The organism is Citricoccus muralis, from assembly GCF_029637705.1.
Lineage (GTDB): Bacteria > Actinomycetota > Actinomycetes > Actinomycetales > Micrococcaceae > CmP2.
This window is the reverse complement of sequence record NZ_CP121252.1, coordinates 2,829,239-2,844,357: the sequence shown is the minus strand read 5'-3', so window position 1 is coordinate 2,844,357 and position 15,119 is coordinate 2,829,239. Positions and strand designations below refer to the sequence as shown.

Below are 15,119 nucleotides of genomic sequence, written 5' to 3'. Positions count from 1 at the left end.
TTCCAGTGAAGGGCTCCACCGCGGTGCTGTTTGCTGTGCTGACTCAGTGTTCGTGGGTCTCCAGATCCAGGTTCTTAGACTCCCGGGTCAGGATGATCGCGACGGCGGAGACCACCGCCATCCCGGCCAGGAACCAGATCACCGGCGTCACCGAGACGCCCCCGGTGGAGGCGTACAGCGAGGCCAGGATGGTGGGGGTGAAACCCGCACCGATCAGGGTGGCGAACTGGTAGCCCAGCGAAGCGCCCGTGTAGCGTGCTCCGGTCCCGAACTGCTCCGAAATAAACGCGGCCAGCGGGCCGTAGATCACCGCGTGCAGGGCCAGCGCAATGGTGAACGCCAGCAGAATCAGCACCCAGCTGCCCGACCGCAGCAGCCCGAACATCGGGTACAAGAACGCTACGAACAGCACCAGGCCCACGAGCATGACCGGGCGGCGTCCCACCTTGTCGGAAATATGGGCAAAGAAGACGACGAAGAAGATCGAGGCGACCGAGGCGATCGCGAAGGCGTAGAGCACGTGGGAGCGCTCGGCGCCGTAGTCGGTGGCGTAGCTGACCGAGAAGGTGGAGAGCAGCACCTGCAGTCCGAAGCCGGAGGCGCCGGCGAACATGGTCAGCAGCAGCGCCTTCGGGCGGCGCAGCACCTGCAAGATCGGTAGCTTCGGCTTCTCCTTCTTCTGCTGGTCCGCCTGCTCCATGGCCGCGGTGAAAATCGGCGATTCGGAGATCTTCGAGCGCACGATCATGCCGATGATCAGCAACACGAACGACAGCAGGAACGGCACGCGCCAGCCCCACGCGAGGAACTGGTCCTGCGGCAGCACGGCGGCGAAGGTGCCGAGCACGAAGGTGCCCAGAGCCGCACCGCTGGGTGCGCCAGCGTTGGTAAACGACGCCGCAAATCCGCGCCGACCCTTCTCGGAGTGCTCCAGCGCCATCAGCGCAGCGCCACCCCATTCACCGCCGACGGCGATACCCTGGCCCATGCGTAGCAGTACCAGAATCACGGCACCCCAGGAGCCGATCAGCTCGGCCGGTGGCACGAGGCCGATCAGCGTGGACGCCCCGCCCATGATGAACATGGAGAGCACGAGCATTTTCTTGCGGCCCAGCTTGTCGCCGAAGTGGCCGAAAATCGCCCCGCCCAAGGGCCGCGCCAGGTAGCCAGCGGCAAAGGTGCCGTACGAGGCGATCGTCGCGGCCAGCGGGTCTAGGCCGGTGAAGAAGATGTACGGGAACACCAGCGCCGAGGCTGAAGCGTAGAGCAAGAAGTCGTAGAACTCGATGGTCGAGCCCAGGTAGCTGGACAAAATCACGCGACGAGATTCGCGCCTTTTCTGGCCCGGGTCGAGGTGATCAATCGCGGCCGTTGCCGACGACGTCGACGTGGGGTGCGCTGCGGAAGTGCTCATGGCTTCAGCTCCTTGGTGGTCTGGGTCACAGAGCCATCCAACTAGAACTGTTTGTGAATGTCAATCATTGTGAAAGCGTTACATGTGGCGCCGGGGATGCCTTCGGATCTGCCGGCAGCGTTGTGCTCGGATCGGTGTTGCTCGCTCTGGGCATCCTGCTGGTCTTGGCTGGTGTCCATGCCGACGGGTTTGCACCAGAAAGCGCGATGTCGTTGAACGGACCCTTCTCGGTGTGACTGTTAACTTCGTTTGGCGGGATTTCGCAGCTTTATTTGGCGGCTTCAGGTCAGGCCAACCACCAGAATTGATCGGGCTGCTTCAATGACGTCGTCGGTGATGGTGCGCAGCTCGTTAATCTTCATGACGCGTTCAATTTGGGTGAAGAGTCGATCGACGAGGCGGAAGTTGCCCCGGGTGATGCGGGCGATCGCGGCGATGGCTTGGGCGTCGGTGTAGTCCTCGGGGTCAAGGGTTTGACCGAGTTTGCGCCAGCGTCGTTCAAGGACAAAGCGCAGTTCTTCCTCGGCCAAGGGTCGGTATTCGTGGGCGAAGCCGACCCGGCTGTAGAGCTGGGGGTAGTGGCTGAACTGTTTTTCGATGCCGGGCATACCAATCAGGATCAGCCCGATATTGGTGCGGTCGTAGCGATCTCGGAGGTATTCGAGAGCGCTGGGACGCAGGCGTTCGGATTCATCGATGATAATCAGGTCAATATTTTTAGTACGCATTTTGGGTGGCCCGGTGAGTTTACCGGCTCATCCCAATCGGGGGTGTAGGAGTTGGGGTCTGAAGCCGCCGGTCTCGAGCAGGCTTCGGGCGATGTAGTTGGTCAGGTTGCGGAACCCGAGTGCGGAGCCGCGCAGGTGTTCGAGCCGTCCGTTGAGCGCCTCGGTCGGCCCGTGGCTGGTGCCAGGTCGTTCGAAGTAGACGAGCACGTCAGCGGCTCGCTTCTTCCGGGTCCGGCCCAGGGTGGTGAGCTCGGTGAGCACCTTGGGGACGCCGGCGCTGAGGTCGGTGATCAGCTTCTCCATGAGCTCGCGGCCACGTTGCCGGTCCTCGTGGCGATCGGCGGCGATCATGCGCTGGTAGACACCCCAGGTCGCCTCGACCTCGACGTGAGCGTCATCAACGAACAGCGCGCGTAGCCTGTCGCTCTGCTTATCGGTGAGCAGGTCCGCGCCGGTGTGCAGCGTGCGCCGCGACTTGTAGAGCGGGTCGTCCCTGAACCCACGGTGCCCGTGGATCGCGAGTTGGACCCGGCGCCGGCACCTGTCGAGGGCGTCACCGGCCAGGCGCACGACGTGGAAGGGATCCATCACCGTGACCGCGTCCTGGATCTCCTCTGCAGCGGCGGGCTTGAACCCGGTGAAGCCGTCCATCGCGACCACCTCGACCGCGTCACGGAAGGCGTCGTCGCGGTCGGCGAGCCAGGTCTTGAACGCCGCCTTCGACCGGCCCTCGACCATGTCCAGCAGTCTTGCTGGGCCGGCGCCATCGCGGACCGGGGTGAGGTCGATGATCACGGTAACGTACTTGTCACCACGCCTGGTGTGGCGCCAGACGTGCTCATCGACGCCAACGACCTTCACGCCCTCAAACCGCGTGGGGTCGTTGATCAGCAGCCGCTTGCCTTCAGCCAGGACCGCGTTGTTGGCGGTGTCCCACGCGACCCCGAGTCCCTCGGCGACACGGGCGACGGTGAGGTGTGCGACCACGATCCGTTCCAGCGCCCACCGCAGCCCGGTGCGCGAGAGCTTCGCGCGTGGCTCCGCCGCGGCGCTGGTGTCTTGGCGCCACACGTGTCCGCAGTCGGCACAGCGGTAGCGGCGCACTACAACTTCCAGCACGGTCGGTCGCCAGCCCAGCGGCTCGTGGGCCAACCGCCGGATCACGGTGTCACGAGCAGCGCCTTCGCTGCCGCACCGTCGGCACCACTGATCTGGTTCCACCACGCGGCACGCGAGGACCGCACGATCCGGTTCAAGTCGTTGTCCGGTCACGCTCAGACCGAGGCCGTCGAGTCGAGCGAAGGCGGTCAGGTCAGGGCGGCCGAAGCCGGCCGGCGGGGTAGCGTCGGACACGTCGAGGTCTTTCGGATGGATGGCGTAGGAACCTCCGTCGGCGGGAGACCTCGACGTCTATCTGCGGACCGACGCGCCCGGCCGACCTACACCCTCATCTGGGAAGAGCCTGTAAATGGGTATACCCTTCTTTACACATCTATCGGTGACCCTGGCCGTCAGAACACAAGGGTCGTGATTGCGATAGTTTTCACTTGCACCTTTTACCGGCAGGGCGCCCACCTGCGCGGGGATGATCTATGTTGCTGGTCGGCCTCTAGATTGAACGGTAGGCAAGGGCGTAGCATCGCACCCACCGGGCCATTTTCCGGGGAGCAAGAATGAAACCGCTGTGTTGTAGGAGGACGATACCCGTGAGCCATATCACTTCGATGATTGAAACCCACCCCAATACCACCAGTGATCTTGACGTAGCCAAGCTTGCCGACTGTATTGCCGCCTGTTTCGAATGCGCCCAGACCTGCACCGCATGTGCCGATGCCTGCCTGGGAGAGGAGATGGTCACCGAACTGCGCAACTGCATTCGCCTCAACCTCGACTGCGCCGATATCTGTACTGCAACCGGCCACATCCTCAGTCGGCGCACCGGCAGTAACCTGGCCACCGTGAAGGCAGTGTTAGAAGCATGTCGCATCGCGTGTGCAGAATGTGCCGCCGAGTGTGAAAAACACGCCGACATGCACGACCATTGCCGTATATGTGCTGAGGCCTGCCGACGCTGTGAACAGGCCTGCGCAGACCTGCTGGCAGTTATCGGCTAAGCCACCATATCCAGTAGCCCAAAGGACCAGTCGAAACATGCCTCTCCGACTGGTCCTTTGGCATTATGGCCACTACTTCGCACCGGTCGGCCATCGCTGGTTCGTGGCGATAGATGCAGCCACCTGCTGGGGTGTGGGCTGGTGGGGTCTTAGTTGCCGGGTTGGATTTCGCTTTCCACGACCCATTTGTGATTGGTCATTTCCATGCCGTCCATCTCGAAATCGACCATGTAGACGGTTTCGTCGGTGGAGCGATCAATGGTGGCCTCGGCACCATTCATACCGGGCATGTGATCGGCATTCAAAAGGACTTGACTGCCTGCTTCAAGCGGCGCTTCGCCGGGGTCTTCGAGTTCTTCGTGGACAACCCATTTGTGGTCCGTCACCGGGTCACCGCCATCGGTGGGCGTGTAACTCACCGAATACGTGGTCGTATCAAATGCACCAGAGATGGTGGCTTCAGCACCATCCATGCCGGGCATGTGGTCGGCGTTGAGGATCACATGGTCGCCGACGGCATATGTGGGATCGGTGGCTTCCTGGATTCCCGACGGTGGTGGCCCACCGTCCGGGTCATGATCGTGGGCTTGCGCATCGGGACTGGAGGTATCGGTCTGCGCCTGGTCTTGGGTGGACGTGGATTCTGGGGCGGTCTCGTCGTCACCGGTTCCGGCACAGCTGGTCAGGGCCAAGGCCCCCACTGCTGCGCCGAGAGTAAGTCGAGTCATCAGAGTCAGTTTGTTCATCAGTGCTCCTATCGTAAGAACGCATCTCTGGACGGTTCCGCTCCGGCAAAGATCTCACGGCACAAAGGTCATTTCACGCTGTGAGCCCTCCCTGTGGCCATCCTGGAATGGCAGGATGCCAAGGAAGCCATTCATAGAAATATACCCTATAGGGGTATAGAGTATCGAGGCAAGCATGTCGGAAAAGGAGCACAGGAATGCACACTAGTGAATTTGTCGTCCAGGGAATGAGCTGCGGTGGGTGCGAGACCTCGGTTCGCGAGGCCGTCTCACAGCTTCCCGAGGTGACCGACGTCCAGGTCAGTGCCCAATCGGGTCGATTGGCCGTCACCGGTCAGCAACCGGTTGATGATGCTGCCGTGCTAGCCGCGGTCGATGCGGCGGGTTACCGTGCGTCGAGTGTCTAGCGTGAAACCACCACCCAACCCAACGACCTGATGAGCCCACAGGCCCTCACGAGGTGCTACACGCTCGATTGATATCGCCCGGATCTTCGGGCACGGCGACATTTCATGATCACGTCCACGGAAAGGAATCCGGCATGGTTGCACGCGACCACCACGGACACCACCACCCCAACGGCCATACGGCTCACGACCAGCCCCAGTCTGCTAAGGCCACCGCCACCCACACGGATCATCACGCAAGCCACGAAACTGCCATGGGGCACGGTGGGCATGAGCATCATGAACATGCCTCGGGCGGGCACGGCCCGGAGGGCAAACACCATGCCGGCCACGAAGCACACGGTGGACATGCCGGTCACGGCCACGGGGACCACGGAGACCATGTCGGACAGTTCCGGCGGTTGTTTTGGATCATGCTGGTCCTGGGCATCCCGGTGGTCGCATTCAATCCGATGTTCGCCGATTTGCTGGGTTATCAATTACCTGACGCGACCTGGGTGTGGTGGGTCTCGCCAATTCTGGGCACCATTATCTATTTCTGGGGCGGCCAGCCCTTCTTGACCGGGGCCGTCTCCGAGATCCGGGCCCGCCAGCCGGGCATGATGCTGCTTATCGGGTTAGCCATTACGGTGGCGTTTCTTGCCTCCTGGGGCGCAACCCTGGGCATCCTGGATCACGAGCTGAACTTCTGGTGGGAATTGGCCCTACTGGTGGTCATTATGTTGTTGGGCCACTGGATTGAGATGCGATCCCTGGCCCAAACCACCTCCGCCTTAGACTCCCTGGCCGCCTTGCTGCCGGATGAAGCCGAGAAGATCGACGGCGACGAGGTGGTGACGGTCGCTCCGGCTGAGCTGGTCGTCGGAGATGTCGTCATTGTCCGGCCAGGTGCTGCGGTCCCGGCTGATGGCCAGATCGTCGATGGTAGTGCCTCCATGGATGAATCCATGGTCACCGGAGAATCCAAAACCGTCCGACGCGGGCAGGACGACCATGTCGTGGCCGGCACTGTGGCCACAGATTCCGGCCTGCGGGTGGAAGTCACCGCCATTGGAGATGACACCGCGCTGGCGGGGATCCAGAAACTCGTCGCCGACGCCCAAGCCTCCTCATCCAAAGCCCAACGCATCGCCGATACCGCCGCAGGCTGGTTGTTCTGGTTCGCCCTAGGGGCTGCGGTAATTACCGCGCTGGTGTGGTCCATGCTGGGCATGCCCGACGCCGCCGTAGTACGCACCATCACCGTGCTGGTCATTAGCTGTCCTCACGCCTTGGGCCTCGCCATTCCGTTGGTGGTCTCCATTGCCACCGAACGTGCGGCCCGTGGCGGGGTGTTGATCAAAGATCGCTTGGCGCTGGAATCGATGCGCACCGTGGATTCGGTACTGTTCGATAAAACCGGCACCCTGACCAAAGGCGAGCCCACCGTCACCGGGATCCACCCGGTCGGGGACCACACCGAAGATGACATCTTGGCGTTGGCGGCGGCGGCCGAAACCGACAGCGAGCACCCCTTAGCCACCGCGATTGTTGGCGCTGCCCGCACCCGCGACCTCGACGTACCCGGTGCCACAGATTTTTCCTCTTCCCCGGCTGTGGGTGTCAAAGCCACCGTCAAGGACACCGTCATCGAAGTCGGGGGCCCCTACCTGTTAGACCACCACGCCCAAGATGAGTTAGCGATTGCTGATCAATGGCGCGACGAAGGCGCCATCATTCTCCACGTCCTAGCCGATGGTCAAATCATCGGCGCGCTGCGCCTCGCCGATGAAATCCGACCCGAATCCCGTGACACCGTGGATGCCCTGCATGCCCATGGGGTTCAAGTCGTGATGATCACCGGAGACGCCCAAGCCGTGGCCGACACCGTGGCCCACGAATTAGGCATTGACCGGGTCTTTGCTGGGGTCCGACCCGAAGATAAAGCCGCGAAAGTCGCCGAACTGCAAGCCGAAGGCCGCAAAGTGGCCATGGTCGGTGATGGCGTCAACGACGCCCCAGCCTTGGCTCAGGCCGATGTCGGGATCGCCATTGGTGCCGGCACCGATGTGGCCATCGGCTCGGCCGGAGTCATCCTGGCCTCATCAGATCCACGCTCGGTACTGTCGGTCTTTGAACTGTCGCAGGCCAGCTACCGGAAAATGAAACAAAACTTGTGGTGGGCTGCCGGCTACAATATCGCCGCCGTCCCCCTGGCCGCCGGGGTGCTCGCCCCGATTGGGTTTGTCCTGCCGATGAGCGTGGGGGCAATCCTGATGTCGGCCTCCACCGTGGTGGTCGCCCTCAATGCCCAGCTGCTGCGCCGCTTGGATCTCACCCCGGCTGCCAGTGTCGCCAGGTCCCTGGACAGGGCACCCGAAACCTTGGACGCCTAACATGAGACACTGCTGTGGCAACACCGGTGCAACCCGAAAGTAGACCCATGACCAACACCCTGAAGCGTCCCAGGTTCTCTGCCGCTGTTACACGGGCTGCGGCTCACTCACATTAGCTTCATAGTAAGCGCGTTCGTACTCTACCGGGGTCAGGTTTCCCCTCGTCCCGTGGAGGCGGCGGTTGTTCCACCAATCGACCCAGCCAGCGGTGGCGAACTCGACGTCTGCCAACTGCCGGTAGGGACCTTCGTGGAAGACAGCGGTGCGGATGCACTCGGTCTTGAACAGCCCGATGATGGACTCCATGAGGCTGTTGTCATAGGCATCACCGACGGTGCCGATCGAAGGACGAATGCCCTCGATCTGAAGATGCTCGGTGAAGCGGACCGAGGCGTACTGGGCGGATTCAATCGGTGGTCGCAACACCAGTCTTTTCAACTGATTCTAACTGCTCGGAAAAGACTTCTGACGGTGTTCTCCACCCCAGGACTTTCCGAGGTCGATTATTCAGCGTGTAGGCGACAGCCTCGAGTTCTTCTGAGCTCCACCTCGAGAGGTCTGTGCCCTTCGGGAAGTACTGACGCAACACTCCATTGGTGTTCTCATTCGTCGGTCTCTGCCACGGTGAATGCGGATCGGCAAAATACACCTTCGTGCCCGTTTCCACCGCGAACTGGGCATGGTCCGACAGTTCCTTGCCACGGTCCCAGGTGATCGTCTTACGCAGTTGTTGCGGCAGCTTCGCCATCGATACTGTCAGCGCCTTCACCATCGCTTCGGCTCCGTAGCCGGCTAGCGCGGGCCCGTTCTTCACCCGCGGCTGCTGCCCATAGCCATCGAGTCTGGGCAGGTGTACCAGCAACGTCGATCGGGACTTACGCTCGACGAGCGTGCCGATGGCAGACCTGTTCGTTCCGATGGTCAGATCGCCCTCCCAGTGCCCTGGCACAGCTCGATCAGCGGCTTCGGCCGGACGCTGAGAGATGACCACATCAGAGGTGACATGCCCCTGCGGTTTGTTCTGGGCTCGAGCTCTGGGCTTGCGCAGCGACCGCCCAGTCCGCAACGCTGCCACGAGCTCTCGTTTGAGCGCTCCACGCCCCTCGATGTACAGGGATTGATAGATGGCTTCGTGACTGATCCTCATGCTGTCATCATCGCTGAAATCGATCTTCAACCGTTGAGAGATCTGCTCCGGACTCCACGCGATCGACCACGCCCGATCCCCGCGGTGGGGCTTGTTCCGTCCCCTCCACACCGGGACCGTGGGCCCATCGACCACGGTACTGCCTGGTAGCCGTACACGCCCGTCAAGACGCTCCTGCACGTAAGTGCGTAACCGCGGGTTATTGACCAGTTTCGCTGTCTTCGGTCGACGCGACATCAGCTCAGACTTCCACTGAGCCACGGATGCCCGATACTGCAGCTTCCCGCCCCTGGTTGCCGCATTCCGGCGCAACTCACGCGACACCGTCGACGCATCACGACCGAGTCTCCTCGCGATCTCGCGAACCCCGACCTTCTGGGTGCGGAGCAACGCGATTTCCTCGCGCTCAACGAAGGACAGATACCGACCGCCGGGCTCGGCGAGTGTGATCGTTGTCATGCCACCACCTTGCCGGAACCATCGAGCTCCCACAGCCTGCGACACTCCGACCGCGGCAGCAGCTTCCTCCGAGGAGACCCCAGTTGCGATCTCCTTCCAGAACTGCCGCTCGACGCTGCGCCTGCTCTTCGGAGCACCTGGCGAGAGCATCGGATCTCTGCCTGTCAATTCCTTCAGCCACCCTGCTGGTCGACCCATGATCGTCCTTTCGCTCAGAGTGTTGCAACGACCAGTTGAATCCGCCCTGAGAACCGGCATCCGAGTGACTGATCAGCTGACCCCGTTCCACCGGGTGGGCCTCGCGATCACGCTGCCAGAGCGCCATGCGCAGCGGGATATCCACCAGCTCGGTCTCTCGGGTGGTGGCCGCGTTCCAGCCGATGATCTGCTGGGCGTAGACGTCCACGATGAACGCCACATAGGACCACCCCGCCCAGGTTCGCACGTAGGTGAAGTCAGCGACCCAGACCCGATTCGGAGCATCGGCGGTGAATTCCCGGTTCAGCAGGTCTCCGGGACGGACCCCGTCCTTGGCGGGGATCGTGGTGCGGATGCCTTTGCCTCGGCGTACTCCGGTCAATCCCAGGCTGCGCATGGACCGGTCTACTGCGCCCCGGGAGGCGCCCGGGATGCTGCGGCGGGTCAGCGCGGTCATCTTCCGCCGGCCGTAGAGACCTTCCGGAGCGAGCTTGGTGTTGCCGTGGCGATCGGTCGTGAAGGCCCGTTGCCGGATGTGGCCCTCCACTGCTGCATCAGTGATGGTCCGGGAAGCGACCTGCTGGTTACTTCTAGCCCAGGCCCGGTAGGTCCTCGCTGCGATCTTCAGACCCTCGGCAGAGAGAATCTGACAGATCGACTCGACAGCGAAGCCTTGGCCTCTGAGTTCCTCGATGAACGCCAGGATCAGCGGCTGCGGGGGTCGAGTTCCCCCGCGAAGAAAATTGAGGCCCTGCGCAGGATCTCGTTGGTCTCTTTCAACCTCCGGTTCTCCATGCGCAGACGCTTGAGCTCGGTGTTCTCCTCGGTGCTGACACCGTCGCGGGCGCCATGGTCGACCTGGTGCTGACGCACCCAACGCCGGAGGGTGTCACGACCGACACCGACCTGCTTGGAGATGACCTCTACAGCGGCGGTGCGGGAGGAGTATTCAGACTGGTGATCGAGCACCAACCGGACGGCGCGCTCCTTCAGAGCGGGATCGATTCGACGAGGCATGGCTACATCCTTTCAGCTTAAAAAGATGCGGCATCAAACCTGGGACGCTTCACCCCGCATTCCGAATCCGCTGACCACGGCTATATCAGTGACAAAGACCGCTACCTGGCCCGATTGAAACGCATCGAAGACCAAGCCCGCGGCATTCATCGCGTGATCAATGAAGAGACCTACTGCATTGATATCCTCACCCAAATCAGCTCAATCACCTCAGCCCTGAACAACGTCGCGCTGAGCCTACTCGATGACCATGTGCGCCACTGCGTCGTCCGTGCAGCTCAAACCGACGGGCCAGCAGCCGAAGAAAAACTCACCGAAGCCGCCGACGCCATCGCCCGCCTCGTCCGCTCCTAAAAACCACCACGGCCAGACGTTCAACCTCCTGCGCCCACTGCCCAAGTGGACCAGATCGATAAGTAAAAGCAGGTCAGCAGGCTGCTGACCTGCTCCCAACCTGAGCTGGACCGGGGTCTCGACCCCAGGGCGCTGCGTGGAAGACACCTTGAGCACAACGGACACGTCCTCAACGCCCCGACGGTACTCTGAGGGGGTAGTCCTATCTTGGACGCTACGTCAGATACTTCAGTCGTGGAAAGGCTCCATTCATGACAGGAACACCACTACGGCGCCGCATCACCGGCTTGATTGCCGTTGCGGTACTGGGGGCCAGTGTGGTCTCATGCGCCGGACAAGACCAAGACGCCACAAACGCCCCTCAGACCGATATGGATGGTGTCGCAGTGACAGCCGGAGCCAATCAACCCGCAGAAGTCAACGAGGTGGACCTGCACTTTGTGGCGATGATGACACCACATCATCAACAAGCCGTGGACATGAGTGAGATCATCCTGACCGCCGAGGGCACCAGCGCAACCACCGCGGACTTAGCCGACCGGATCAAAGTCGGCCAACAAGAAGAAATCGACAGCATGGTCGGCTGGGCTGAGCAATGGGACCAACACGACCTGATGGCACATCATGCCCCCCACATCGCCAATGGCATGATCACCCCAGAACAGCTGGACCAACTGGAAACACTTGCGGGCGAGGAAGCAGACACCCGATTTCTCCAGCTGATGCATTTCCACCACCAAGGGGCCATTGCCATGACCCACGACCAAATCGACAACGGCGGCTACCAACCTCTAGTGGACCTAGCCCAACAAATGATCGACATCCAAACCGCTGAGATGCACGAGATCGAACAACTCCTGGACGCCAAAGGTGAAAGCCTTCTGACTGAGTAACCAGCACGCTGCATCCAAGGCCACCACACGGGTATACCCTCTTTTACGCCTGTAGGATCTCGCGGAACTTGTCATACGGGTCAGCCGCTGACCTGGGGAGTGACATTTCGCTAAGGCGCAGTCTGTCTCACTAACTTGTCGTAATCCTCAGGGGCTCGAACAGTCGGTGAGGGTGATTCCGCGACGCGGGCACCAGTCCAACCGGTGGACCTAAAATTAGGGGTCACACCACGAGCAGTTAGGGAAAATGCTTACGGATGCTACGACTCGGCTTGGTGAGAGAATCCCACGTCGCCCGTCTAGCGGTAATCCACCAAGTTCACAGAGTCGGTAGGCTTTTCGGGCCCATCGAGGATAACCAAACTCTCGGGCAGGCGTAAGACGTCACTTATTAGAGGCGTTCTGGGCGAGCCGAGTAGGACTTCATATGCTGCAGCGGCAGTTCCTCTATGTGTGATGTTCGCGGCCGGAGACAGCGGAATTGGCGCGGCAATGCTGTCGTGCATCGTGTGGCGTGGCTGTGATCTCAGTACGCTTGAGTCATGTCGAATCATCCGAAGAATCCGGTCTTGTTCCCGTACGCGCGCGATCAAGGTCACTTGGAAACTGACGTGGTCTCCACGGGAGACCTTCCTGAGGCAGCGGTCGTTGAGAACATGATGCAGCAGACGTATGAGATGCACGTGGATCTGTCGGAGGGGACTGTTGCGAGTTACATTCCGAAGCTGGCTGAGGCGGATCCTGGGTGGTTCGGTTTGACGCTGGCCTCGGCGACGGGGAGCAGGTTCAGTAGTGGTGATTCGCAGCAAGAGTTCTCGATTCAGTCGATCGCTAAAGCCTTCGTTTATGCGCTGGTCTGTGACGCCGTGGGCCACGAGGAGGTGCGTGAGCGAATCGGTGTCAACAACACGGGGCTGCCGTTTAACTCGGTGATGGCTATCGAGTTGAATGAGGGTCACACGATGAACCCGATGGTCAACGCTGGCGCCCTGGCCACGACGTCCCTGGTTTCCGGGTCGACCTGGGAGGAGAAGTGGGAGTTCATCCTCCAGGGGCTTTCAGCTTTCGCCGGCCGTGATCTGGAGCTCGACGAAGGGGTCTACGCCTCCGAGATGGAGACGAATATGCGCAACCTGAGCATCGCTCGGTTGCTGCAGAGCTATGGTCATATCACCGTTGATCCGGCTCGCGTGACCGAGCTTTACACTCGGCAGTGCTCGCTGCGTGTTACTACGGAAGATCTGGCGATCATGGGAGCGACGCTGGCAAACGGTGGTGTCCATCCGATTACCGGGACACAGGTGGTGGGTGCTGATGTCAGCCGGGACGTGCTCTCGGTCATGGCGAGCACCGGCATGTACGAAGCCAGTGGCGATTGGCTCTTCGAGATTGGGATGCCGGGTAAGAGCGGAGTGGCCGGCGGCATTGTCACCATCGCCCCGGGCAAGGGCAGTCTTGCGACCTTTTCTCCACCTCTTGATCCGGCAGGGAACAGCGTGCGCGGGGTTCACGCGACTCGGCACCTTTCCCATAAGCTCGGCTTGAATCTGTTCTCCTCGACAGCCCGAGCTCGCCAGTAGAAGATGTGGCCTCGGTATGAATCCGCTCATCACGGTGGGAGTGTTCTCACAGTGTGCACCTGCGGACGACAGGTTGGTGCCGGAGGACTGTAGGCCAGTCGGGGAGACTGGCGATCAAAGAGCGCGATGACGTGATTCCGCTGGGAGTGGGGAGTCAGCGTCGGGGTGTGGATGACGTACTCAAATGTCAATGTTAGCGGAGACATCGGCGAGATCGTAAGGGCGTGAGGAACGAATCGGTGACAACTGATCGTTAGTGCCGGGAGGCGCTGGCGGGGAGGATGTCATCATGCCCGGTCCCTATCCCAGAGAGTTCCGCGAAGACGTTGTCGCGGTCGCTCGTAGCCGCGAGAGCGGCGTCACCATCAAACAGATCGCCACCGACTTCGGCATCAGTGAAGCAACCCTGCAGAACTGGCTCCGCCAGGCCGATGTCGAAGACGGCAATCGACCTGGTCAGACCGCGGCGGACGCGGCCGAGGCTCGGGAGCTGAAGAAGCGGATCCGGTTGCTGGAGCAGGAGAACGAGGTCCTACGCCGTGCGGCGGCGTATCTGTCGCAGGCGAACCTGAAACTCGGTGGCTCCCCAAAATGACGTACCCGCTCGTATCTGAGCTCGCCGACGCGGGGATTCCCGTCACGGTGTCGTGCCGGGTCCTCAAGCTCGCAAGACAGCCCTACTACCGGTGGCGCAAAGCGCCTGTCCGGGAGGCGGACGTGCTCCGTGCGTATCGGATCAAAGCGCTGCATGACGCGCACCATGACGACCCGACGTTCGGATACCGATACCTCGCCGACGAAGCCCGCCGGGCGGGGTGACGGATGAGCAGGCGCACGTCCTGGAAGCTGTGCTCGCAGGCCGGGATCCTCTCGTCCGCGCAGCGCCGCCGGCGCGGGAAAGGTAAGAAGGCTGGCCCTCCGGTGTTCGATGACCACGTGAAGCGCGTCTTCCGCGCCGACGCACCGAACCGGGTGTGGCTGACCGACATCACCGAGCACCGCACCACCACCGAGGGCAAGCTCTACTGCTGCGCGATCAAGGACGTGTTCTCCAACCGCATCGTCGGTTACTCGATCTCGGATCGGATGACCGCGAAGCTGGCCGTCTACGCCGTCCGCAACGCCGTCACTCGCCGCGGTGAGGTTGCCGGCTGCATCCTGCACGCCGATAGGGGCACCCAGTTTCGAAGCAGGGCGATGGCTCGCGAGTTGCGACTTCACGACATGGTCGGCTCGATGGGCCGCCTCGGCGCGGCCGGCGACAACGCGGCCATGGAGAGCTTCTGGTCCCTGCTTCAAACGAACGTGCTCAATCAGCAACGGTGGACGACGCGGCAGGAGCTGCGGCTGGCGATCGTCGTGTGGATCGAGAGGAAGTATCACCGCCAGCGAGCCCAGGACGCCCTCGGCGGCTTGACGCCCATCGAGTTCGAAGCGAAACTAACCGAGCCGCTCACGCTCGCGGCCTAAACCGAACCTGTCACCAGTTCGTTCCTCACGCCCCATCCACGTCATCCATCGCATCGATTTCTGCAGGGAACGGTCCGGCAGGAGCGTGAGCGATTGTGAATACTCCTGAAAATCAAACTACAGGGTGAGACTTAAGGAAAGCTGATCGAGTCGGCACGCCTCATGCTCGCTTTATCGAGAGACTTTGGTTTCCCATGGTGGCCGCGTAATAACTGGC

General features: G+C 61.6%; 10 protein-coding genes and 4 pseudogenes. 7 read left to right on the top strand and 7 right to left on the bottom strand.

Annotated features, from left to right (window positions below):
• Window positions 1–43 precede the first annotated feature (43 nt).
• The 3 genes and pseudogenes from P8192_RS13095 to P8192_RS13085 form a co-directional block, all read right to left on the bottom strand.
• Window positions 44–1,414 carry an MFS transporter gene (locus P8192_RS13095; protein WP_278157451.1) on the bottom strand — a complete coding sequence of 457 codons (1,371 nt, stop codon included), beginning with the start codon at window positions 1,412–1,414 and terminating at the stop codon, window positions 44–46.
• Between the two features lie 281 nt (window positions 1,415–1,695).
• Window positions 1,696–2,127 (bottom strand): annotated as a pseudogene (locus P8192_RS13090) (AAA family ATPase); the annotation flags it as partial.
• A gap of 42 nt (window positions 2,128–2,169) precedes the next feature.
• The gene (locus P8192_RS13085) at window positions 2,170–3,495 is read right to left on the bottom strand and encodes an ISL3 family transposase (RefSeq protein ID WP_278157450.1); all 1,326 of its coding nucleotides are present in this window, start codon (window positions 3,493–3,495) and stop codon (window positions 2,170–2,172) included.
• 353 nt (window positions 3,496–3,848) lie between these two features.
• Here P8192_RS13085 and P8192_RS13080 point away from each other — a divergent pair, with 353 nt between their 5' ends.
• Window positions 3,849–4,256 (top strand): four-helix bundle copper-binding protein, encoded by a 408-nt coding sequence (locus P8192_RS13080; RefSeq protein ID WP_110123100.1) that lies wholly within the window; start codon window positions 3,849–3,851, stop codon window positions 4,254–4,256.
• A gap of 149 nt (window positions 4,257–4,405) precedes the next feature.
• Here P8192_RS13080 and P8192_RS13075 read toward each other — a convergent pair whose 3' ends face one another.
• A complete protein-coding gene (locus tag P8192_RS13075) occupies window positions 4,406–5,002 on the bottom strand; it encodes a YdhK family protein (protein WP_278157449.1) in 597 nt (198 codons plus the stop codon).
• Window positions 5,003–5,199: 197 nt separating this feature from the next.
• Between P8192_RS13075 and P8192_RS13070 the strand changes: the two genes are divergently transcribed.
• Both P8192_RS13070 and P8192_RS13065 read left to right on the top strand, forming a co-directional pair.
• Entirely contained in the window at window positions 5,200–5,409 is a 210-nt protein-coding gene (locus P8192_RS13070) for a heavy-metal-associated domain-containing protein (protein WP_110123102.1), read from the top strand.
• 134 nt (window positions 5,410–5,543) lie between these two features.
• Window positions 5,544–7,784, top strand: coding sequence for a heavy metal translocating P-type ATPase (locus P8192_RS13065; protein ID WP_278157448.1), 2,241 nt, complete (start codon window positions 5,544–5,546; stop codon window positions 7,782–7,784).
• An 87-nt stretch (window positions 7,785–7,871) separates the two neighbouring features.
• Here the strand turns inward: P8192_RS13065 and P8192_RS13060 are convergent.
• The 3 genes and pseudogenes from P8192_RS13060 to P8192_RS13050 form a co-directional block, all read right to left on the bottom strand.
• Window positions 7,872–8,186, bottom strand: a pseudogene (locus P8192_RS13060) (integrase core domain-containing protein); the annotation flags it as partial.
• Window positions 8,187–8,190: 4 nt separating this feature from the next.
• Window positions 8,191–9,588, bottom strand: a complete 1,398-nt coding sequence (locus P8192_RS13055; protein ID WP_431521115.1) for an IS30 family transposase — start codon at window positions 9,586–9,588, stop codon at window positions 8,191–8,193.
• 40 nt (window positions 9,589–9,628) lie between these two features.
• Window positions 9,629–10,605: pseudogene (locus P8192_RS13050) on the bottom strand (IS3 family transposase); the annotation flags it as partial.
• 39 nt (window positions 10,606–10,644) lie between these two features.
• On the opposite strand from P8192_RS13050, the gene P8192_RS13045 reads away from it, so the two are divergent.
• The 4 genes and pseudogenes from P8192_RS13045 to P8192_RS13030 all read left to right on the top strand — a co-directional run bounded on the left by P8192_RS13045 (window position 10,645) and on the right by P8192_RS13030 (window position 14,902).
• The gene (locus P8192_RS13045) at window positions 10,645–10,959 is read left to right on the top strand and encodes a metal-sensitive transcriptional regulator (protein ID WP_278159833.1); all 315 of its coding nucleotides are present in this window, start codon (window positions 10,645–10,647) and stop codon (window positions 10,957–10,959) included.
• A 251-nt stretch (window positions 10,960–11,210) separates the two neighbouring features.
• Entirely contained in the window at window positions 11,211–11,852 is a 642-nt protein-coding gene (locus P8192_RS13040; RefSeq protein ID WP_278157446.1) for a DUF305 domain-containing protein, read from the top strand.
• Window positions 11,853–12,394: 542 nt separating this feature from the next.
• Window positions 12,395–13,432, top strand: coding sequence for a glutaminase A (gene glsA / locus P8192_RS13035; protein ID WP_278157445.1), 1,038 nt, complete (start codon window positions 12,395–12,397; stop codon window positions 13,430–13,432).
• Window positions 13,433–13,721: 289 nt separating this feature from the next.
• Window positions 13,722–14,902 (top strand): annotated as a pseudogene (locus tag P8192_RS13030) (IS3 family transposase).
• Window positions 14,903–15,119: the final 217 nt, after the last annotated feature.

Excerpts from the sequence above, each read along its gene's own strand:
- glsA (WP_278157445.1), top strand. The coding sequence starts at position 12,395 with ATGTCGAATCATCCGAAGAATCCGGTCTTGTTCCCGTACGCGCGCGAT.
- P8192_RS13070 (WP_110123102.1), top strand. The coding sequence starts at position 5,200 with ATGCACACTAGTGAATTTGTCGTCCAGGGAATGAGCTGCGGTGGGTGC.
- P8192_RS13040 (WP_278157446.1), top strand. The coding sequence starts at position 11,211 with ATGACAGGAACACCACTACGGCGCCGCATCACCGGCTTGATTGCCGTT.
- P8192_RS13075 (WP_278157449.1), bottom strand. The coding sequence starts at position 5,002 with ATGAACAAACTGACTCTGATGACTCGACTTACTCTCGGCGCAGCAGTG.
- P8192_RS13055 (WP_431521115.1), bottom strand. The coding sequence starts at position 9,588 with ATGGGTCGACCAGCAGGGTGGCTGAAGGAATTGACAGGCAGAGATCCG.
- P8192_RS13095 (WP_278157451.1), bottom strand. The coding sequence starts at position 1,414 with ATGAGCACTTCCGCAGCGCACCCCACGTCGACGTCGTCGGCAACGGCC.
- P8192_RS13065 (WP_278157448.1), top strand. The coding sequence starts at position 5,544 with ATGGTTGCACGCGACCACCACGGACACCACCACCCCAACGGCCATACG.